Source organism: Pediococcus sp. EKM201D (assembly GCF_011800215.1).
In the GTDB taxonomy this organism is placed as follows: Bacteria; Bacillota; Bacilli; order Lactobacillales; family Lactobacillaceae; genus Pediococcus; species Pediococcus pentosaceus.
In genome coordinates, this window is sequence record NZ_JAALFK010000001.1 from 489,985 (window position 1) to 510,185 (window position 20,201).

Consider the following 20,201-nt stretch of genomic DNA (forward strand, 5'->3'; position numbering starts at 1 on the left):
TTTTTACCTCCTTTCCTCAATTATTGTTTTGCCAAATCAAAAAGACTCATAACGGGAGCATCACCTGGATCAACTCCCATGATTCCAGGAGTTACTTTTACACCAGATTGTGTCGTTTGAGTCTTCTTACTTTCTTTTTTGGATGTAGCATCCATAATTTGTTGTAATGTTTTAAAATCAATATCATTCATAACGGAACCGAGCGTATAACCTGGTCGATTTTCAACAATCAAACCAACCGCTGCTAAAACTCTCTCACGAGCTTCACTTATGGTTAATCGTTCTTCGGTTCCGTCTTCACGTTTTTTGGATCTACACCAGCAATTTGATTGAGAATATTTTCCAAAGTGTCTCCAAATGTTAATGCATTGAGGCCATCCCAAATTGTATCTTCAGTAACTGCCTTATCGGTAAATACATCAGCAATAAAATGAACACGCTCGTTGTACATGTCTCGAATGCTTTTTTCTCCCTCAAAATCAATCAAATCTAATGCACCAATAATTACGTTTGCTGGAATGAAATCCTCAACAAATGTTTTTTTCTTACCTTTAATCAATAATGTTAATTTCAATGGTTCAGACATAAATCATTCCTCCATATTAAAAAGCAAGGCTAGATTCTCGATCTAACCTTGCTTAATCTTATTTAGTCGTTACAGTGATAGATACTGTAGAATCATCAGTTAATGTGGCGGTTCCACCAGTAACCGAACCATTAGTTAATTCAAGTTCGATTGCTTTAACTGATGCACCTGTTGCGCCATCGGCACCTTTATCACCCTTTGGTCCAGTTGGACCCGCAGGACCCGTTGCACCTGCATCCCCTTTCGGACCCTGTTCACCATTGCCGACTGCTGCTAAATCATTTTCGATTGCATTCAATTTAGTAGCCGTGATTGTATCTCCCGTTTTCCATTCGTTAGCAGTATGTGCCATTTAAATCACTCCTTACGCAATTTTTGCTTGACCAACTTTTGCTGTTTCAACTTTGTCATCTGGATCGGTATCACTACCGTTCTTTGGATTGAATAATTGGTCTTCAAATTTCTTAATAACTTCAGCATCTGTTGTGACGTCGCCAATAAATTTCTGCATTGATTCACCATTAGTTTCATCGGCAGCAGTTGAAGAACCAGGTGTGAAGTTCCACGTTTCAGCTTCTGGAGTGTAAGCTTTTGAGGAATCAAGTGTTTGGAAATTGATTTTCTCACGTCCAAAGTTACCTGTATAGAATCCAACTAATGCAATCTCACCGGTGTCCTCTTTTGTTTCCATTTCAATTGCACAAAGAGGTGGCATCGTGTCTTCACCAGCATAAGCAATTCCATTTTCATCAACTCGAAAACCAGATAGAATATCTGCAGTCTTTTCAGGCAAATCTAAAATACCAAGTTGAACTTTGATATCACCAACGCCTCCACGAGCAACATAGTAATCAACATTAGAAGCAGAAACTTTAGTTGAATCTTTTGTTAGTCCACTAATTTCTGCTGTAGTAGTACCACCTTCATGTTTTTTACCTTCAACGATAATCAAATCGCATTTCTTAGTTCCGTCTTCATTAAATGGTTGAATTTTTAATCTTTTATATCCAACAAACATATATCTTTCCTCCTAATAATTTGTGTCATATAGATTCGTGTTTCCACGATATCTACGTGCATCAACAAAATGACCGGTGGTTTCAAAGTATTCGTCGAGTCCATCGGTCATTTGTCCATAATTTAGTTTTTGCATTTCTTCTTTAATTTCATGTTGCACTAATTTAGCTTCTTTTCGGTCTGGTGATTCGACAGCAATTTGAAAAGTAAATTCAATCTGTATATCGATGTCACTAGCCGAATTACCAGATATTGGTGGAGCTAACGGTCGAATCAAAATAAATGTTCTACTCTGATCTGATGTTTCTGGGTAATCATATTTTTTAATACGATAGCCACCGTTAGCAGTCTTAGTTAAACTAGCAATCGTTGGATTATTCTTTAATGCTTCATAAATAATTCCAATCATATCTTTGAGTTCGATCATAGTAATTTCTCCAGTTCATGACGTTCCAGTGATTTGACAGCATTTCTTGAAGAATCAAAAGTCTTCTGAATCTTGCCAATTCCATTTGGACTGTATCTTTTACCGTAGCGAGTGTACCCAAATTCATTTAAATGAACTAAACGGTATCTTTGCCCGCTACCAGAACCGGACCAACCAACATTAATCGTTCTAACTCCACCACGAAGACGAGGTTTACCAGTGGTAACTTCAATTACTGTTTTCCCAGTATCACGATAAGACGATACGGCATTCTTCAAATTGACAGCCATTAATCGACCAGCAATCCGAAGTGCTTCATTTTCAATCTTAGCCAACTTACTAGGTTTAAATTTCTCTTCTAATTTAGCAAGAACCTCATCTACTCCTCGTACATCAACACTCATGCGGTCACCCCCAAAACAACAATCACGAAACGGTCATCTTCGAAATCTGGACGAACGTCCAAAATGTTCCAAAGAATATAATTCCCATTAGAATCTTTATACCTGTAATCAGTAATAACAACGGAATCGTTATAAGCTGGCTGGTACTCACCTCTGGTATCTCGAACCTTTATTGTGACCCCTCGTTTAACTCCATGCACATCTAAGATTGCATTGTCCTTATTGCTTGAGCCATAAACTTGAGCAAAACAATCAAACACTGGTTCAGTTGGCATTTGACCAGGTTCACCATCTGGATTTTCAGTTTGATGATAAAAACTGACTGGAATCCGTAAGTCACCACTAGTCGTTTTTGGTTTCTGATATTGACTCATCATCATCATCACCTGCCCCAAACGTTAAACTAGCCGATACACCTAAAATTTGACTTTGAAAATTACCTTCGAAGAACTCAACTGAATCGTTATAAACATACCTAGAACGTTCAATAACTAAGCTTTGAACTCCCTCGTTGGTAAGATTGTCACTACCAGTCATTCGCTTAATTTCAGACTTAGACTCTTCCAAAATCGATTTTAAATTTTCATCTTCTGAATCATGAAAAATGTGTAATCGTGATTTAAATTTTTTTAGTAAGTTATCATCTACCATCACATCACCTCGTTAACCAGTGCTAACAAGTCAGATTTTTTAGAAATTCCATCATGCTTAATCTCATGTTCATCTAACCAACTTGTGATTTCAGCAATGGTGTTTTTGCTAGAAACGCCGTCTTTTAACGGCGACTCTATTTTCCCGTGTTACCACCAGTTGTTGGGTCAGTTGGTGCTGAACCAGTGCCAGATAATTTCAAATCATAAACAGCCGATGCAGTATTGTCATGTGCTTTACCGTAAAGGAATTGCTTAGCAGTAAATAAATCTAAATCTTCTAAAGCTAAGGTTTGGTCAAATCGCTTAATTTGAAGTGGTCCAGCTTGGAATGCGTCATAACGATCTGGGATAAACGCAATCACTTTACCTTCTGGAACAAATTCAGATTCAACAGTCGTTAAACCAAAGGGCATTGCCGTAACAAATTGACCGTTCAAGTTTTGAATCATGAATTGAGCTTCAACATCCAATGTATCACCAGGGGACATTGCCAAAACTGTTCGACCTTTAGCAACTACTGGATGACCGTTTTCTTTCTTGGAAAGTCCTTTAATTACTCCTGCTAATTCTTTGGCAGCCGTTTTAGTATCCGCAAAAGTTAGTTCACCAGCAGACGCTTTTTCAGGATAAGCACCGTCTGTAACGGCCACGCCTTTTGAAACATCACGATTTAAACCGATTGGTTTATCTTTACCATCTCCAGTCAAGAATGCTTCTTCTGACGCTACGGCAAAGGCTTCTGTAATTTGATTTACAACAAACTTCTTAATCCATTGTGGTCCAAAGTCTTCTAAATCCTTTGGAACAACAACGAACGCAGTTGCTTTGTTTTGAGTTGCATCGTCTTCAGAGAAGCTGGCATCTAATTGGCTCTTAATTTCACCAAAGATTTTGCCCCATACAACCGTTCCAGTCGTATCAGATTTGATAATTTTTAGGCTAATACCATTGTTTTTAAGACCGATTGCAGATAAGAATGGGTGTTGTTGAACCATATCTTCAAAGATTTCATCAACCGTTGTTTGTGGCAGAATCTTTTCGCCAGTGGACTTAGTATCTGTATCCGTCTTGAGTTCGTTAAAGAACTTAACCTCTTCGTTAGTCATCTGCATTTGATGAGCATTTTCAAGTTCAGTCATCTTTTGTTCCGTGATGGACTTAACTTCGTTTTTAGCATCGCTACCAAGCGCGTCCATCATGTTATTTAAAGCCGTTTCTTTGGCTTCACTAGTTGCTTCTGGATCCATGGCAATTTTTGCGTAATTGGCACGCTCTTTAGCAAAGTTTTTGTAATCACCAAATTTAATCATGTATATTTTCCTCTTTTCTTTATATTAAAAAACGAACGGATCAATATTGACCTGTTCGTTTTTAGACTTATGCGTATCTACATTTTTTAATTTTTTCACAACTTCGTCAGCAACGTCTTTCACTAAATCAGATGAAATCGGTGCATCTAAGGCAACTGTGGCAAATTTATCGATTACCGTTTGGGGAATCATTCCTGAATTACTATTTTCAAATAATGGCGCTTCTTCTGTATTATCATTTTTAAAATTAATTACAGAATCAATTAACCCGGCTTCTAAAGCTTCATCAGCAGTATAGAAACTGGTTTTTGCCATGATATCAAGAACTTCTTTTTCACTCTTGCCTGTCTTCCCCATGTAAGCTTGAGCAATCGATTTGTCTGTTCCTTTCAGAACGTCAGAAATCTTGTCGAAGTCATTATGATTTCCTTCGCCATAAGTAGATGAATTATGAATCATCATCCTTGCTGTTGGAGACATCTCTAAAGTATCAGCCCCCATAGCAATCACTGAAGCAGCACTAGCTGCCATCCCATATATTTTAGCTGTTACTTTTCCTGAATAAGATTTAAGTGATGTCCAGATGTCACTGGCGGCATATACGTCACCACCATTTGAATTAATAATCAATTCGACTTCGTCTGTTTTTCCAGAAAGTTCATTATTGATTACTGATGGTGATGTATAAGGTAAATTGAAATAATCATAAAACGCTGAATTTTCGTCAGAGATAATTGGCCCTTTAATATCAATTTTTACTGTCATCTTCCTCACCCCCTTTCATATCAGTCGTATAGTTCTTAGTGATAATCACTCGGTCGCCATCTGGCAATGGCTCTAATCCCATAGCTTCACGGACTTCATTAATTTTCACGACGCCACTTGAAGCCAACTTATCAACCTGCTCTGATAACTCAAGAATGTTAGGTTGATCAAGTCCAACCGCTTCAATGTACGCATCACCCGACAATACTTCGTTTTTACTAAAGAACTTAGCATTCAGTTCATCCCGAATCTTTTTCAGCAACGGAGAAAGGCAGTAACGATTAAACAACGTTGTATTCTCATTGCTTTCAACATTCGACCCATGGATTAACGCTGTTGGAACACCGATAATACCAGCAATATCATCAATAAACGCATCCTTGACTTGATTAATTTCATCAAAGTTTTGATTCTTTGCTGTACTATTACCTAGTTCTTCATAGTCGAAGCCTTTAGTTGTTGGAATAATCGCCACGGACTTCTTCTCAAACGAAGCATAGATGTTATCAATATAATTCTGTAAGGCTTTCTGTTTAGCCTCCTGCGTTCCAGTTGTCATATTCGCTTTAACGTTCGCTCGAATCTGATTATTACGGAGCTGAAGATTAAACATTCGTCCCATTAGTTCACCATAATCTGACCAGAGTCCGCTTAGATAACTATCCAAACGAGCATTCCCGTACGTTAAATAAATTACATCGTCCATGCTAAACGTTCGTTCAAACTCATAATTTTTGACTACCACTCCGCTAAAAGAGTCCGGATATAACGCATATTCATTTCTGATAAAACTATCAGCAATCAATAAATCATTTGTATCACTCTGAACAATTAATACTTCACCTTTACGCAATAACTTGTAGACTGCTTCTTGCCAGAAGTCACCAGCTGATTTATCGGTATTCGGTCGTACATTTAAATGATAATAAGCTTCATCCTTAACCGGTTTGTGATTTTTTAGTATTCGAAATTCCGTCTGACCAACCGCTCTAGCAACAAAGTTGATTACTTCATCAATGGCCAAACGTTTCATGTACGCACGCTCCGCCGTACTTTCGTATTCCTCAAGGTCATAAATAAAGCTTGAATCATGACGTTGTGTAAATATTTCCGCAAAACTACTAAACACACTCATACGTTCACCTCCCTTCGATTAGAAATTAAGTCCATTCAATAAATCGAGTGATTCTTCCGGATCAACATCCTCAATCTCATCAACCCGATATTGACCATACTCAAATGCTTTAAATCCGTCGGTTTTTCGACGGCGTTCTTCTTTCTTACCATATTTTTTATTACCGCGCGCATCAACGGTTACTAAAACGTTCTGCGTATTCCAACGCAACAATGGGTTATCACCCCATACAAATTTGTTAGCAGCAAAGCCGTCTTCAATTCGAGGAGCTAATAATCCATCGATTGCCGTTGGATTTTTAATTACGTCAACTTCGAAATCAGCATCTTCAAAGAATTTCCTTAATAAATCAGCTCGGAAGTTATCAAGAACGACCTTATCAATCACGTATTTCTCACGCATCTCGGTAAACCAATTGACAACCTCACGGGGATCAATTGTTTCAGTATTTAGAATTGTTAATAGTCCTTGATCTTCCCAATCTCCAATTGGGGCAACGTTACGAGGCCGATCAGCTGGATTCGCTGAATATCCATAATACTTATCAACAAATTGCTTACGAGCAAACTGATGCGAGATAAAGTAGACCTTGCCGCTCATTTTGAAAGTTAAACCGCAAGCAGCAAAATCTCGCATACTGGCAAAATCAAGTGAGCCAACTGCCTCTCGACCTTCTAATTGATCAAGTGGAATTGGTTCATTAGTTGCTTTAATTTGCTCATATGGAGCGACCGACTTTTCAGGATCCTTTAATGGTAAATCCATTCGTTTAGTTAGAAATTCTTCTCGCATGCTGGGCTGGGACTGCATCTTTAGATACTGCTTCCGAATCTTTCGGAATAATGTCTTACCATAACCAGTTAGGGGTTTAGAAAGCATTGGATTGGCTTTTTCCCACATGGTTTCGTCATCAACTTCCTCTTCAGAATCTAATTTGCACCAGAATGGAAACATAGTATCCGGCGGTAGTTTACCAACCATAACCTGTAAAGCAATATCCTTCTTCTCGTCCAGATAGCCGTCACGAACATATCCATCCGATCCAATTTCAAATTGCCGAGATTCGGGTACCTTACCTAATCCAGACTCGTAAACCGAAACTCCTGAATCGTCCTGATACATGTGAATTTCATCAAACACATCAAAGCCATCACGCAAACCATCTTTGGTTTTCCCATTAGATGTTTGATACATCACAATTGAATTAGTTGCTTTTGATTCAATCTGCGATTTATTCGCATTAAACGAATCACTGAGTACGTCATTTCTTTTAACTACATTGTAGATTTCAGTAATCGAAGTTTTAGCCTGGTCTTCCGAATTGGCCACAATCGAACCATTGTAACCAGGTATTCCATTTAATTGGCTAATTAAAAATGCCCCCAGTGAACTGATCGTTCCATTCTTACCAGCACCACGCCCAACCACCCAAAAATGCTCATCATAATACACATCATCTGTGGTCTTATCATAAAGAAAAATGAATGCTGCTAAAAATCTCTGATATAAAACTGTCGGAAAAAACCATTTTTCCGTAAAGTTAATATAATCTTCAATTTTTTCTTCGTTGAAAAAAAGCTGGTCGTTATTTAGGACAAACTTCTCCAAATAATCAATCAGCATCACTCGTTCTTTGTTTAGTTTTATTTTTCCCGTTTTATAGGCGTTTATATAGTCATCTACGTACTTTTGATGAATCATACTAGCCCACCTTTACTATTACTTGAGGGGGCATTTTGGGCGTGATTTTCGATAGTGTTTTCAGTTGATTTAATCGTCTTAAAAATCTCATTTTCCAAATTTAAAAGTTGAGTATTCAACTTCTCTTTTTCTGGAATTGCTGGATTAACCTTAGTAAATTTTTGATTACCATTCTCAACTGTAATGGTGGCTCCGTCCTTTTGTATCGCTGTTCCTAGCTTTTTATATAATCTTTTTAAATCCAAATAGCGACTGATTTTTTCTTGCAATAGAATGTTGTCTTGGTCACTATTATTTTTAAAATATTCTTCAATTTTTGATAAACTCAAACTCCCCACCCCCCCTCGTTTTAATTTTTTTCTTTTTTCTGGGAAGTCGAGCTCACCCACCGGTTCTCAATTTCAATAATTACACTCAAATTTTTGACCCGGGGGGCTTATTTTTCTGAAAATTTCGTCAAAAAAGCTTCAAAATCTGTGAATAAACATTTTTGAATGTAATACATTCCACTGAATTTCTCCACGTCTGCATTCATTTTTTTACAGTAGTTCTTTGCTCTGCGTTCACTATAGTAAACACGATGTGCTTGCAGCATGTTCGCTTGTGGATCACGCATGACTACATAGACTATCACTTGACTCTTTGACTTATGCTTCATCTATTCCACCTCAACAATCTTCTGATGCTTACATCTATTGCATGTGTAACAACGATAGATACTACCTTCCATACTCATTACTCCTTGATAGATATACTCATGTCCAAACATGCATCTTAATCCCATCGTTCATCGTCCTTCCACTTGTCAGTATGTTTACCTTTACCATTACTACGATAGTTCATACGACCATGACGTTTGTTATGACAGTCCTTACATAATGTCCGTAAGTTATCTTCATCAAATCTAAGCTCTGGATAATACTCGAGCTCTTTAATATGATCGACTTCCAATACTGTATTCATATCAGTAACCACTAATCCATTAGCTTTACACCATTGGCATTCATGGTTATCACGTTCCAATATATGATCGCGTAACTGACGCCATGCAACACTGTTATAGAAAGCAGTGCGTTGTTCTTTAGTTAGTTTAGATTGCATACTCATTACCAGAACTAATCTTGCCAGTATTGTTATCAAATATAATTTGTTTAACTTTGTCACCATCCATATATTCAGCAACCACTATGTTAATACCATTGGATGATGCTGTCTTTGTTATGAACTGATATGACAATTGAACAACTGGATAAGATTCACCATCTATAAATAACTCTGGCACTCTGTCTGGTTTAACTACCAACACTGGTAACTGTTGAGATAGATAAGCTGTATCATCTACCTGCATTACTCTAGTGCTATCAACGATTGGATACTCTCTACCTTGACCCAGTATTAATCTCTTTAACCAACTCATTATCTATTTACCTTCACAATATATTCATGTCTACTTCCATCCCCTTGTCGGTCTATTGTTTTGAAACTAACGCACCATTTAGTTCCGCCAGATGCTGGAAATCTAATCTTCATCGGTTTAGGAATCTTAAGTAATGGCAATGTACTAAATAAGTATTCATCAATCCATTTGTGTTCCCACATGTGATTACCTCCAAAATAAAAAGTCTTAATAAAATAAATTATCAAGACTTTGTAAAATTTTATTTAATTATTAAACATAGTTAGCGTTGACAGCATCAATACTAATTGTGCAAATTGTTTGTATGTATAATTCTTTGGATCGTACCTTCCGTGTTGTACCGCATTTCTGGTAAACTTTAACTCTGGTTCTGAAAACGGCTGGGATTGCCACAGATAAGTTGCTCTCTCGATCGTTTTTAAATATATATATTCAAATAAATCGTTGGCATTATCTTTTTTAAGAAGTTTTTTATAGAATTTAATTATGCTATCCTTATTCGTAAACTTTGTATTTTTTAATGAAAAATCATTACTTTGATAACTAATAACTCTATCTATCAAGGCAAATATCTGTGGATACATTATAATCCAATTATTTGTATCTTCATCCAACGTATCTCCCATTACCTGAATAACTTCAGCATATTTTGGTATATCATTTGAAAGACCATAAATTTCACTTTTTAAACTACCTTTTTCACTAAAATTTTCTAAAAGTAATTCATCTAAATTTTTGTCACTCATTTCCAAAAATTCTTTCGGTTTATTTATCATCTTAAGTGTTAGTTCATTTGCACTACCTGCTGACCAGCCTAGTGCATACATCTTATCAAGCACTTTAATTTGTAAAGGAATATCCTTTATAGCTTTTTCCTGTGCTTCTTGTATTGCCTTCTGTATATTTCTAAAATATTCTGATTGCTTACGAATTACTTTAGTAAAAGCTGTCAAATCAGAATTATCAAATAAACCACTTGTCGTATATGTTTTCGCAAATTTTTTCACAATATTAGTATAATTCATAGATGGCTTAAATGAATTACTTAAATTCTCAATTGCCTTAGATAGTCCCCTATTCTTCATAAAATAAAAACCTCCAAATAATATCTTATAGATAAGTCTACTTCATAGTTTCTGGAAGGTCTATACAAAAAGCCATGCTATCAGCATGACTTTAATAAATAACTAGCTTTCAGCATAGCTTACGGTCGAACCGTCCTTTCACATTAATAAGACAGCAAGGAATCGAACCTTACAACAAGCTACACGTCTCCTAATAATTTATTTGTCGAAAAGAATCGTGCTTGTTAACCATTTGTCTTACTCGAAAGATTAATTACTTGCCTTGCTGGTGGAATGATATTTATTTGCTAATCTTTCGATAATACTAATATAAACCGGTTCTTGTATGCTTTGTGTAACCAATTTGTACTGATTTTGTTACTTTTTGAACACCCTTAAATCTTCAACATCCACAAACGCCCATGCAAATTGTAGTAAAGCTTCATTTAATCTTTTATTTTCATAACCTCGATTGTAACCTGTTAATTCTTCAATTTCCGACCAAGTTAATCGTTTGAAATAACGCAGTTCTAATACGTGGCGATGATCATAATCCAACCCACCACATGATATAATTACCTTGTTTAATATGTCTTTCGCATACACATGTAAAGTAACTTTAGTTTCCGCCCCATTATCAGCACTATGGGATACTGGCATGCCACTAATTACTGGCGATTTAATATCGACAAATGCAGTATGTGCCATGTTCTGCAATGTTGGGAATTCTTTTTCAAAAAAACATTTAACTTTTTCTATGGTCTTAACTTCATCTAATTCTGGTAATAATGACACGCCCTCAGCTCCCGTAGTATAATAATATTTGTTGGATATTGCTACGAAGCGTTCCTCTGTGAGGGATGCTTTTTTATTTCCTTTGGATTTCAATGTCAAATTCCACTGCTAACTTGCTAACATAATCTTTACTACGTTTAATTTTATTAGCGATTTCTTTCCTATTACATCCTTGATAAGCTAATTGAATAATATCGATAGCATCTTTTTCGTGACGATGTTTCGTTTCCAACCTACGTCTGTCCCATCGCCCATCGTCAATCTCTTGCTTGTCTAATAAACCAATAGATTCCGAATAGCTATTTAATTTTGTGCATTTTGTACATCTACAATTTCTTTCGTTAACATGACCAATTTTAACCACATCATCTAACAAACGATTAAGCTCGTGCCATTGTTCTTTTGTTGGTCTAACTCTCTTCTTAACTTTTGACATAGCATCTATTTCACCTCTTCATCTGATTCTTTTGCACTTTTAGTAACTTGGTTAATCCATTTAGATTGCTTAGCGATTAAATCATCTTGTGAATTAATTATTTCATCTTGGAGATTGATTAATTTTTCTGCTTTCGCACGAGACCACGACAACAAAAGTACATCAATAGTCAGTAAAACAATCATTAAATTATTAAAGCCAGAATCATAATCTTTACTAATAAAATCTTGTATTGTGGAGGTAATAAATGAAATCATCATAAATAGTATGATGATTACCCACCTGATATCCCATATTCCCTTTAATACCTTTTTAATCATCTTCTACCTCCTCAAATTCAGGCTTCTACTGCTTTATCAGCTACACGTTTTCAAGTGTTTTTACATACTCATCTTTATTCATGAGCAAACTCCTTTTTATAATCCGTCCCAACAGGGAATATTCCTAAATCAACAATAGCTTGTTCAATTGGAGATAATCTGGATTTATATTTCTCAATTTCCTCTTTTGTAAATTTAAATTGTGATTTATCATAAAGCATTGATTCACTCACACTACCACTAATCCTAAAGCCTCCAGCATTCACCCATGCAGTATAGAAACCAGTGTTCTCTAAATCTCTACCAATCACAACGTTATATAACTGTGGCTTTGGTTTACGTTCTTCGATTGAAGAGTTTATATAAGAAATCATTGCTTCAATCACATACTTATTAAATGCATATTCACTACTATAAAAAATATCTAAGCCATTGCATTTAACTAATATTTGTTGTCTGTTGTCTAGGATATTAAACCCATTGCCCTTTGTTCCGTCCCTATAAAAAGCTAAACACATGCCCTCTTCTTTTAAAATTCCATTAAATTCATCTTTAGTCATTAAACTTCCTCCAAAATTTTTCCTTGATTACGCGTAATCTTACGATCTAGCTCTTTTTTGCCTTAGTTCGGGATAAGTCTTACGCAATTCCCTAAGGTCATGAGTTACCGTACTTCTTGCAACTCGCACCTCACCTGCAATTTCAGCGGTATTTGTGACTCCTTGTCTGAACAACTTCTCAATCTTTTTACGACGATTAATAAGTTCTGAATTATCTTTGCCACTTCCATACACTTTAATATCACGGTTAGAATCTCCCATAGTTATTCTTCGATATTCTTCGAACTTTCCTTCGTCCAATAAATCATTCAAATATTCTTTTCGTGATTTAACAGAATTAGCTTTCACAATCACCATGGCTTCTGGAGCTTCGTACGAACTTACTGCTCCACCTTTTTTGTAGCGGTCTTCAATGAATTTATCTAATCGCCACTTATTCAAATCAGAAGCATTTTCCGCCTCGTGATATACTTTCTTAGACACATTGCCAATTAACTTAAACATCGTTGATACCTGCTTTCCTTAGTTAATATCCTGTTACTATAGAGGCATATAACAATCATCAGGGATATCTTCTTCGATTGATTGCATCGTACGTTGCTTATAACATTTAAACTTTATAAATTCTTCATCAGCTAGTTGGGTACCCGGCTTAAAGAACGGGCGATTATCCCCACTAAACCAAAATAAGTCATTTTTTAATTCCCTGCTTTTATCAAGAGCCTTAATATGAACAATTTCAGCGTCTCCCGAATCATTAAACCAGTGTGCTACAACTTCAATTGTCTTATTCATTATTCTTACCCCTTGTCTACTTTAATTTGATAATCCTCGTTGATAATTACAATCATTAGATTTCCTCCACTTTAAAACTAAGATCGACACCAACTCTTGCCATAGCGGTAGCTAGATCAATTGCTTCACGCTTAGCGTCTTCTTCACTAGCAAACATAATTGCCTTGTCTTTCGGTGCACTATATGAAACATGATTCATGTAACCTTTATCATTTTGATTCTTTAACACGTAAAACTTGTGCTGTTTGACCTCAAAATTAATTTGTTCACCAATCGGACTAATCGACGCATGCAAGATGTCCGCCTTCTGTTTGGCTTGCTTCCATTTTCTGAATACCGTGGCATCTTCAATGCCCACATATTGGTGGGCTTGATTTCCTAGCCTACGATAATATCTATTAGTTGCTGTGTTTTTGATTACGTACATTGTTTTCATTCCTCCTAGTTAAAATTGCGTTTACGCCATTCTTGATGCTGTTCTTCAAGCGCTTCTTTAACCCGATCTAATTCTTGCAAAGTGTAATCATTGCCACGCAATCCACGGATTATATCTTCTGCTGTCATTTCTGTAAGTTTTTTCATATGATTATTAACCTCCTTAATTCCTCCTAAAATGGTAATAATATTTCTGCAATCACATGATTAAACTGCTTATTTGTTAAATTGTTCATCGCTCTGTGTACGTCTGGACGCTGATTAACTAAATAGTTAGTGTGGTTATTGATCCAAACAATAGTGCTTATCATGTTTTGATTGCGTTCTTCAAAAGCTTCGTTAATAAAATTTGCTACAATACGTTCTTCACTAGTCAAATTTTTAAAATTCATAGTTCCTCCACATAAATTTCTACTCGTGGTTCTTCTGAATAGAATTTACCCATCTTGACATTTACTATTAAGGCGTCATCTCTCCATATAATCCCCGTACAAGCATCTGTCACTGCTTTGTAGTAATTGTCTATGTCGGGTTTTACAGTCGGTCTATGAGTTCCTGATAGCCTCCTAGCACGTTCTGCTTTTGATATACTCTTTTGCACTGATCTAAATACATTTAACACAACATACAACTGACCCTCTAAAAGTTTACCGTGATACTGTTCTCTAGCATATTGTGCTACTAATTCCTTGTACGCTTTTGATTTAGCTGGATCATACGTGCTTACAAACTTTCCTCGACTAACAAATCTTGGACGTCCTTGTGCTATTGGTTCGCTTGGAATTGTTAATTTAATCAATTACTCGTATCCTTTCCTCTTGCGATAAGCCTTATTACATTTAGGGCATGGATTAATTTGCACTCCAATTGGACTTTCAACATATACTTTTCCAGTTCCTTTACATAATTCACACATTTAAAATATCGCCATCCTTTTATCTTGAGTTTCTTTAAATTTAATAATTCCATCGTTTTTCATAACGCCTTTATACATTCGACTTAACAATTTTGGGTTATAAATCTTAGATAATTCATCACTATTAAGATTTGTGGTTATAATCGTTCGATTTCGCTTGTTTAAGACACCAAATAACACTTGCTGTACATATTCACTCGCTTCTCTGTTATCACGCTTAAACGAGGCCTCACTGCCCAAATCGTCCAACACAAGCAAGCTAACCTTACCTAATAAGTCCACCATGCGTGATTCGGTGTAATAGCTATCAGGATGATTAAATGAATCTTTAATCAATCGCAACAGTTCATTGACTGAAACAAACAAGCATGAAGCGTTAGGTTTAATATTCTCATTAACGCCTTTTAACATCGAAATTGCCAAGTGCGACTTACCAACTCCAGGGTTACCAGTAATAATGGTATTAGCTTGATAATCACGGTTAAGGTATTTGCCTGCAATCTGTCGTGCTTTTTTTAAATTAGCTTCTGCTTCTGTACCGCTATTGACCTCGTAGTTACCAAAACTTGCTTCCCATAGGTCTTCATCGTCTATGATTGAATCCTTTTTTAAAACATCCCTGAATCCTCGATGATAGTTGCTAAGCACACCCTTTAGCACTAAATCGTTCAAGTGCTGTTCTCGTTGTTCTTTAACACATAATGTACAAAAGGAATTGTGTTCATTACCTACTCTTACTAGTTTCTGATCAGGGTGGATTTTACAATATTCATCAGTTAAATTAGCTTGATTTAAAAGATTAAAACTCAAGTCCTCCATATGAATCACCGCCTTTATTTGTTTTGCTTTTCTTAACTTCTTGGTTTAAGTAGCTTTCAAATTTAGTACCAAACAGAGTTTCTGGTCTCAAATATTTAGCCATATCTGTACCACTCCATTCAGCTACTTTAATATTGATTACTTTCTTGAAATCTTCATCATTAAAGCCATCATTAAATCTTGCTTTAATTAATCGTTGTGTTTTAGATCCACTAGCTCGGTACTTAGTCCCTGCTTTTTCGTTCAGGTAGCTAATAATCTCTTTAAATGTTTTCAAGTCGATATGCGGTTCATCGTTAGATGAACTATATATATTACTATCCTTACTTAACCTAACCTTACCTAACCTAACCTGGGTATCCATTTTGGATACATCTTGTATACATTCTGTATACATTGGCTTTTCTTTGATATAAGCGCCGTTATCATTGACTTCTAATTCTTCGAGATGTTCTTTGTACATAGTTCTGTGATATCGGTCTTTTTGAATATAATTATGGATTCGCCAATCTTTAACCACAGTAATTCCATCATCAAAGGAGAGTATGAACTGCTTGGCAATTAAAAGTTTTAGATCATCGTTGCTTGCTCCGACCATTCTTAAAATAGTTCTCGCATTTCCAATGAATCCGTCATCATCAGCGTTCATAATTAAATGTAAGTACAATGCTTGTGCTGACAATGGCATGTCCATAAAAATATCTGTTTCTGTAATCTGCTTGCTTAGCATTCTACGTTGTGCCAATTAATCACCTCCATAGTTCCCTCTTATTCCTAACTTTTGTAAATCTTCAATTTTTAACTTAATACCAGTAACTGGTACGTGATACTTAGCGGCAAACTTAGCTGATCCAATGCTCTCAATCTCACTGTGATGTGCTCTACACAGTGCCATTACATGCCGTTGTGAGTGGTCAATCTTGTTCCGATTTGTCCGTCCTACTACATCAATATGATGGATATCAGCATACTTAGAACAAACAGTGCACACTCGATGCCTACAGCATTGATAAAGGTAGTAATCCTCTTCTTTCGGTAACAGTTCATAGCCCTTTTTAAACGGAACTCGCCATTCGAACATGAAATCAATGACTAGGTCTAGCAACGTGTTAGCATCGCTAACAGACGATTCTGTGGTGTCTGATAAGCTGATAGACTTACCTGCGGTATAAAACTCGTACTGGGTATAGAACATTGATTTTAAAAATTCACTCGGCACTACGAAGTAAGTTTCAATGTCATGGAGCAATGCAAAGAATAATCTTCGTTGCTGTACTCTTGCTCTCCTTGGATCTGCCACTTCAAAATCAACGTAGAACTCGCCTTGCCCACCGCTAACAGTTTCCAAGTGATCTTGATTCAGTGGTCTATCGAGATGAATCACCAAATCTCTGCCTCGTTGTTCCGCTCTTGCTCTCTTCATTTACATCACCTTAGAAGGGGAGCTGATCATCTGAAATATCGATTGATTGTCCACCATTGTTAAATGAATTATTGCTATTCCTCTTTGTTGAATTAGCATTGTTTGTATTGCGGTTATCTGGTAAGTCGAAGTCTGATACGTCAATTTGAAGCTGTGTTTTACCGTTATATTCATTAATTGATAAACTCCCAGTTACTACTACATGGCTACCCTTTTTGTAGAATTTTTCTACCGTACTAGCTCTCGTTCCCCATACTGAGCATCGAAACCAGTCAGTACCATATTCCCCGTTATTATCAGGTCGATTCTGTCGTACAGCCACACTAAAGTTGGCAACTTTGTTTCCACTTTGAGTTGAGTTAACTTGTACATCATTGCCAATATTTCCAGATATAGTTATCTGTCGCATAATTACTTACCTGCTTTCTCTGTCTGCTTATTAAGTTGGTTAGTTACCAATTCGATTAATCCGATTGCAGTATCTTCCTGTAATTTTTCAATGGAATCTGACTTAACTTTTTTAAGATAAGCTTTAGAAACTTTTTCAATCGGTGTTTTGGTAACACTTGCCATACTGTTAAATAATTCCTTTAAAGTCTTCTTTTGTTCATCGTTTATCAATTCGGGTGCTTTTTGAGCTTTAACATTTTCTTGAAATGCGTCTGGATCTAAATCGTCTGTGGCTACATTGAAGAATTTTAATAAAAAATATTTCTCGCCATAAGTGAGTGCTTTCCCAACACCTTTTTCTCCAGCTGTGTCAATTCCTTGTGCGTACCACTGACATTCTAATTTTTCATCTGGATTATCTGAATTAACCCACGTCATAGTCATCATTAATTCAGTAAATATTACGGTAGATCCTTTTCGATTCTGGCTTGTTTCGGTGTTTTTATTAGTAATTTGCGGTATTAAAATTAACTTTTCTTCATCCATCAAACCATGAATTGTACCTAAGACATCTGAAGATCCAGCGTACGAATACTGTGAAGCTTGTTGGGATTTTTGAATGTATGGTACTTTTTTGTGGATATTTTGAAGCTTTTGATATAACGTTTTTTCACTCATGCTTCCACCGCCTTAACTGTTAACTTGTCTGCCTTACGTTTAGCTCTGTAAGGTAGTACCATTCCTGTTTCAGTGTCGATTAACTGACCACCTTCACGAACAATGAAACGACCTTCTGCAACGTAACGCTTAATCGCCGAAACATCTGGTTCACGCTTAATCAAGTTCACATCAATATCAGCTAATACTTTAACCACTTCTTTTGGCTTGGCATTGTCAGCCTTAACTACCTGCCACCAACTAGGCTTACTAGGATTACTAGCTGTTCGTACATACTTGAATGATTCTGTTTGGAACTCTCTCCCATCGAACATTTGAAGTTCTTTCTGACTGATTTTATTAATCTCGTCTTGAACTTCTTCAATAGATAGAACGATTTCTGCTTTCTTGTTTTTTAGTCCACGTAACTTCCGATCTAACTTAGTGCGTTCCACTTCAAGTTCATCAATATTATTCACTTGCGTTCTCCTTTCCGAATAAGGCTTCAACTTCCTTACGCTCTCGTTCTTGTTCGTATTCACGTTCATATTGTTCGAACTGTTGTTGATTCATTTGTGTTATACTTCCTTTGTAAATTATTTATTTGAGTCCACTATTGCCGTAGTGGGCTTTTTATTTTGAATTCTTAATTATGAACACCTACTTTCTTGTATAATCGATATGGGAAGGAGGTGATATTTATGGATCCTAATTTAATTAAAGCGGGTTTAGATTCTCTACCAGAAAGTACTGTGGAAAAAATTTTAAATCCTACGGCACAGGTATTAGGAGATGCTACGGGTGGGTTAGTAAGAACCCTGTTTTCTCCCCTTTTGATGTTAAATATTTACTCAAAAGAAAAGTTAGAAGCATTCGAGAGAAACGTTCATGCAAAAGTAAATCAAATTCCGAACGAATATAGAGATTCGTCCAAGTTACCTGAGTTTTTAGAAACTCTGGAAAAATCTAAATATAAAATTGGTGAAGATGATATAAGAATTATGTTTGAAAATTTACTTTCCAAAACCTTAGACTCTAGAAGCAACGAATCAATCACGCCGAGATATTCAACTGTGCTATCTCAACTCAGCTCTAAGGATGCCATAGCTCTAAATTTAATAAATGAAATTCGTGATGATTTTTCGGATACGACCCTAATTAATGCTATACCAATTTCTAAAGTATTAAGAAAAGTATCAGATAGTACCGGAAGTGTTGATATGTCGGGACCTGTTATACTTTCCTCAAATCAAATTTTTTCATCTTACACCATGGAACTTGATAATTTACAAGGATTGGGAATTATTGATATCAATTTTAAAAGTTGGCTTTCAGATGAATCGTTTGAAAAAGTATATGCCAGCTTTGAAACGTCATCATTTTTTGATTTTTTTTATAATTCTTTTGGTGAATCAGACGACTCAACAATCGTTTCCAAAAAGGGAGTTATTAAATTTACTGCCTTTGGGAAAAATTTATTATCGATAATTAATTAAAAATTTAATTCCTTCGACTTGAGCATCGTTAAAAACGATAGATGATAGTTCACCGTTTCTTAAAATTAAATTTCCGTCTTCAATATAGAAATTACTATTTTTATTTAAGTGCTCCTCGCTACCACAAATAGCGTCGAGTACTTTTTTATCTACCGTAGTAACGCTGTTACTATTACTTTTAAAACCGATCAACACATCTTCTCTGGCTGTTCTCCAAACAGCGAATTGAACATCGTCAATATCCAAAACTATATCTTCATCAATTCGTACTAACTTCATTACTTCTCGCCTCCTTTAATTGAGTAGCCAATTAATCCAGCCACTACTACTGAAATTAGATAAAACGCTAGTTGCCCTAAACTTGCTGATACAACCATTACCAATTCAACTCCTCATAATGTTTTTCAATAAATTCAGCCATTGCTGTTGCTTTGAAGTGCCATGGCGAACCGCTACCCTTTGATTCAGTGATTTGTCCATCGTTAATCATGGATTGAATCTCAACCGAAAATTTAGGGTTGTATAAAATATTTTCTTTAATCCAATACTCTGATTTATTACCGCAGCATTCCCGCAAGTCTTTCATCGTCCAACTTCTACCGATGATTGATTCTTGCAACTTATTAAGTAGCACTTGAGCCATGTCAGGTATTGGAATATTAACTTTTAAATTTTCCATT

Annotated in this window: 37 protein-coding genes; 1 reads left to right on the forward strand and 36 read right to left on the reverse strand. The window is 36.1% G+C overall.

Annotated features, from left to right (window positions below):
• Positions 1–20: 20 nt before the first annotated feature.
• From HFC68_RS02495 to HFC68_RS02660, 34 genes are all read right to left on the reverse strand, one after another.
• Positions 21–233: a hypothetical protein gene (locus HFC68_RS02495; protein ID WP_005917205.1), complete on the reverse strand. Its 213-nt coding sequence runs from the start codon at positions 231–233 to the stop codon at positions 21–23.
• 41 nt (positions 234–274) lie between these two features.
• The gene (gene gpG, locus HFC68_RS02500) at positions 275–586 is read right to left on the reverse strand and encodes a phage tail assembly chaperone G (protein ID WP_005917207.1); all 312 of its coding nucleotides are present in this window, start codon (positions 584–586) and stop codon (positions 275–277) included.
• Positions 587–644: 58 nt separating this feature from the next.
• Complete coding sequence (locus HFC68_RS09410) at positions 645–938, reverse strand: collagen-like protein (protein ID WP_167399633.1); 294 nt, start codon at positions 936–938, stop codon at positions 645–647.
• 12 nt (positions 939–950) lie between these two features.
• Positions 951–1,604 (reverse strand): major tail protein, encoded by a 654-nt coding sequence (locus HFC68_RS02510; RefSeq protein ID WP_167399634.1) that lies wholly within the window; start codon positions 1,602–1,604, stop codon positions 951–953.
• Positions 1,605–1,616: 12 nt separating this feature from the next.
• Entirely contained in the window at positions 1,617–2,030 is a 414-nt protein-coding gene (locus HFC68_RS02515) for a hypothetical protein (RefSeq protein WP_256677756.1), read from the reverse strand.
• Positions 2,027–2,434, reverse strand: coding sequence for a hypothetical protein (locus tag HFC68_RS02520; RefSeq protein WP_138428800.1), 408 nt, complete (start codon positions 2,432–2,434; stop codon positions 2,027–2,029). The genes HFC68_RS02515 and HFC68_RS02520 overlap by 4 nt, the downstream gene beginning before the upstream one ends.
• Positions 2,431–2,808, reverse strand: coding sequence for a hypothetical protein (locus tag HFC68_RS02525; RefSeq protein ID WP_051069939.1), 378 nt, complete (start codon positions 2,806–2,808; stop codon positions 2,431–2,433). Before HFC68_RS02525 ends, HFC68_RS02520 begins: the two co-directional genes overlap by 4 nt.
• Positions 2,777–3,085 (reverse strand): head-tail connector protein, encoded by a 309-nt coding sequence (locus tag HFC68_RS02530; protein ID WP_005917217.1) that lies wholly within the window; start codon positions 3,083–3,085, stop codon positions 2,777–2,779. The genes HFC68_RS02525 and HFC68_RS02530 overlap by 32 nt, the downstream gene beginning before the upstream one ends.
• A gap of 136 nt (positions 3,086–3,221) precedes the next feature.
• Positions 3,222–4,397, reverse strand: coding sequence for a phage major capsid protein (locus tag HFC68_RS02535; protein ID WP_167399635.1), 1,176 nt, complete (start codon positions 4,395–4,397; stop codon positions 3,222–3,224).
• Positions 4,398–4,421: 24 nt separating this feature from the next.
• Positions 4,422–5,162, reverse strand: coding sequence for a head maturation protease, ClpP-related (locus HFC68_RS02540; RefSeq protein WP_159251215.1), 741 nt, complete (start codon positions 5,160–5,162; stop codon positions 4,422–4,424).
• A complete protein-coding gene (locus tag HFC68_RS02545; protein WP_167399636.1) occupies positions 5,146–6,297 on the reverse strand; it encodes a phage portal protein in 1,152 nt (383 codons plus the stop codon). Before HFC68_RS02545 ends, HFC68_RS02540 begins: the two co-directional genes overlap by 17 nt.
• A gap of 18 nt (positions 6,298–6,315) precedes the next feature.
• Positions 6,316–7,998, reverse strand: coding sequence for a terminase TerL endonuclease subunit (locus tag HFC68_RS02550; RefSeq protein ID WP_167399637.1), 1,683 nt, complete (start codon positions 7,996–7,998; stop codon positions 6,316–6,318).
• Entirely contained in the window at positions 7,995–8,327 is a 333-nt protein-coding gene (locus HFC68_RS02555) for a P27 family phage terminase small subunit (protein ID WP_167399638.1), read from the reverse strand. Before HFC68_RS02555 ends, HFC68_RS02550 begins: the two co-directional genes overlap by 4 nt.
• A gap of 107 nt (positions 8,328–8,434) precedes the next feature.
• On the reverse strand, positions 8,435–8,656 hold the full coding sequence (locus tag HFC68_RS02560; RefSeq protein ID WP_167399639.1) for a hypothetical protein: 222 nt from the start codon (positions 8,654–8,656) through the stop codon (positions 8,435–8,437).
• Positions 8,657–8,772: 116 nt separating this feature from the next.
• Positions 8,773–9,099 carry an HNH endonuclease gene (locus tag HFC68_RS02565; RefSeq protein ID WP_167399640.1) on the reverse strand — a complete coding sequence of 109 codons (327 nt, stop codon included), beginning with the start codon at positions 9,097–9,099 and terminating at the stop codon, positions 8,773–8,775.
• Positions 9,089–9,415 carry a hypothetical protein gene (locus HFC68_RS02570; protein WP_167399641.1) on the reverse strand — a complete coding sequence of 109 codons (327 nt, stop codon included), beginning with the start codon at positions 9,413–9,415 and terminating at the stop codon, positions 9,089–9,091. The genes HFC68_RS02565 and HFC68_RS02570 overlap by 11 nt, the downstream gene beginning before the upstream one ends.
• Positions 9,415–9,597 (reverse strand): hypothetical protein, encoded by a 183-nt coding sequence (locus HFC68_RS02575; RefSeq protein WP_167399642.1) that lies wholly within the window; start codon positions 9,595–9,597, stop codon positions 9,415–9,417. The genes HFC68_RS02570 and HFC68_RS02575 overlap by 1 nt, the downstream gene beginning before the upstream one ends.
• Before the next feature lie 63 nt (positions 9,598–9,660).
• Positions 9,661–10,500, reverse strand: a complete 840-nt coding sequence (locus tag HFC68_RS02580; RefSeq protein ID WP_167399643.1) for a hypothetical protein — start codon at positions 10,498–10,500, stop codon at positions 9,661–9,663.
• Positions 10,501–10,857: 357 nt separating this feature from the next.
• A complete protein-coding gene (locus tag HFC68_RS02585) occupies positions 10,858–11,274 on the reverse strand; it encodes an ArpU family phage packaging/lysis transcriptional regulator (RefSeq protein WP_167399644.1) in 417 nt (138 codons plus the stop codon).
• A 73-nt stretch (positions 11,275–11,347) separates the two neighbouring features.
• The gene (locus tag HFC68_RS02590; protein ID WP_167399645.1) at positions 11,348–11,710 is read right to left on the reverse strand and encodes a hypothetical protein; all 363 of its coding nucleotides are present in this window, start codon (positions 11,708–11,710) and stop codon (positions 11,348–11,350) included.
• Between the two features lie 5 nt (positions 11,711–11,715).
• Positions 11,716–12,030 carry a hypothetical protein gene (locus HFC68_RS02595; RefSeq protein WP_167399646.1) on the reverse strand — a complete coding sequence of 105 codons (315 nt, stop codon included), beginning with the start codon at positions 12,028–12,030 and terminating at the stop codon, positions 11,716–11,718.
• Positions 12,031–12,104: 74 nt separating this feature from the next.
• Entirely contained in the window at positions 12,105–12,590 is a 486-nt protein-coding gene (locus HFC68_RS02600; protein ID WP_167399647.1) for a hypothetical protein, read from the reverse strand.
• Positions 12,591–12,629: 39 nt separating this feature from the next.
• Positions 12,630–13,094, reverse strand: a complete 465-nt coding sequence (locus HFC68_RS02605; RefSeq protein WP_167399648.1) for a hypothetical protein — start codon at positions 13,092–13,094, stop codon at positions 12,630–12,632.
• Positions 13,095–13,130: 36 nt separating this feature from the next.
• The gene (locus tag HFC68_RS02610) at positions 13,131–13,385 is read right to left on the reverse strand and encodes a hypothetical protein (protein WP_167399649.1); all 255 of its coding nucleotides are present in this window, start codon (positions 13,383–13,385) and stop codon (positions 13,131–13,133) included.
• A gap of 55 nt (positions 13,386–13,440) precedes the next feature.
• A complete protein-coding gene (locus tag HFC68_RS02615) occupies positions 13,441–13,812 on the reverse strand; it encodes an N-acetylmuramoyl-L-alanine amidase (protein WP_167399650.1) in 372 nt (123 codons plus the stop codon).
• A gap of 14 nt (positions 13,813–13,826) precedes the next feature.
• On the reverse strand, positions 13,827–13,967 hold the full coding sequence (locus tag HFC68_RS02620) for a hypothetical protein (protein WP_167399651.1): 141 nt from the start codon (positions 13,965–13,967) through the stop codon (positions 13,827–13,829).
• A 26-nt stretch (positions 13,968–13,993) separates the two neighbouring features.
• Entirely contained in the window at positions 13,994–14,212 is a 219-nt protein-coding gene (locus HFC68_RS02625; protein WP_159206102.1) for a hypothetical protein, read from the reverse strand.
• A complete protein-coding gene (locus HFC68_RS02630) occupies positions 14,209–14,619 on the reverse strand; it encodes a RusA family crossover junction endodeoxyribonuclease (RefSeq protein ID WP_167399652.1) in 411 nt (136 codons plus the stop codon). Before HFC68_RS02630 ends, HFC68_RS02625 begins: the two co-directional genes overlap by 4 nt.
• A gap of 117 nt (positions 14,620–14,736) precedes the next feature.
• Positions 14,737–15,555 (reverse strand): ATP-binding protein, encoded by an 819-nt coding sequence (locus HFC68_RS02635; RefSeq protein WP_167399653.1) that lies wholly within the window; start codon positions 15,553–15,555, stop codon positions 14,737–14,739.
• Entirely contained in the window at positions 15,536–16,300 is a 765-nt protein-coding gene (locus tag HFC68_RS02640) for a conserved phage C-terminal domain-containing protein (protein WP_167399654.1), read from the reverse strand. The genes HFC68_RS02635 and HFC68_RS02640 overlap by 20 nt, the downstream gene beginning before the upstream one ends.
• Complete coding sequence (locus tag HFC68_RS02645; RefSeq protein ID WP_167399655.1) at positions 16,301–16,978, reverse strand: putative HNHc nuclease; 678 nt, start codon at positions 16,976–16,978, stop codon at positions 16,301–16,303.
• Positions 16,979–16,988: 10 nt separating this feature from the next.
• Positions 16,989–17,387, reverse strand: coding sequence for a single-stranded DNA-binding protein (locus HFC68_RS02650; protein ID WP_167399656.1), 399 nt, complete (start codon positions 17,385–17,387; stop codon positions 16,989–16,991).
• Positions 17,388–17,389: 2 nt separating this feature from the next.
• On the reverse strand, positions 17,390–18,046 hold the full coding sequence (locus HFC68_RS02655) for an ERF family protein (RefSeq protein WP_167399657.1): 657 nt from the start codon (positions 18,044–18,046) through the stop codon (positions 17,390–17,392).
• Positions 18,043–18,504 (reverse strand): chromosome segregation protein SMC, encoded by a 462-nt coding sequence (locus HFC68_RS02660; protein ID WP_167399658.1) that lies wholly within the window; start codon positions 18,502–18,504, stop codon positions 18,043–18,045. Before HFC68_RS02660 ends, HFC68_RS02655 begins: the two co-directional genes overlap by 4 nt.
• Before the next feature lie 222 nt (positions 18,505–18,726).
• Between HFC68_RS02660 and HFC68_RS02665 the strand changes: the two genes are divergently transcribed.
• The gene (locus tag HFC68_RS02665) at positions 18,727–19,521 is read left to right on the forward strand and encodes a DUF4393 domain-containing protein (protein ID WP_167399659.1); all 795 of its coding nucleotides are present in this window, start codon (positions 18,727–18,729) and stop codon (positions 19,519–19,521) included.
• Here the strand turns inward: HFC68_RS02665 and HFC68_RS02670 are convergent.
• Both HFC68_RS02670 and HFC68_RS02675 read right to left on the reverse strand, forming a co-directional pair.
• The gene (locus HFC68_RS02670) at positions 19,504–19,800 is read right to left on the reverse strand and encodes a hypothetical protein (RefSeq protein WP_167399660.1); all 297 of its coding nucleotides are present in this window, start codon (positions 19,798–19,800) and stop codon (positions 19,504–19,506) included. The two genes, HFC68_RS02665 and HFC68_RS02670, sit on opposite strands and share 18 nt — an antisense overlap.
• A 97-nt stretch (positions 19,801–19,897) precedes the next feature.
• Positions 19,898–20,200: a DUF771 domain-containing protein gene (locus tag HFC68_RS02675; RefSeq protein ID WP_060743940.1), complete on the reverse strand. Its 303-nt coding sequence runs from the start codon at positions 20,198–20,200 to the stop codon at positions 19,898–19,900.
• Between the last annotated feature and the right edge of the window lies 1 nt (position 20,201).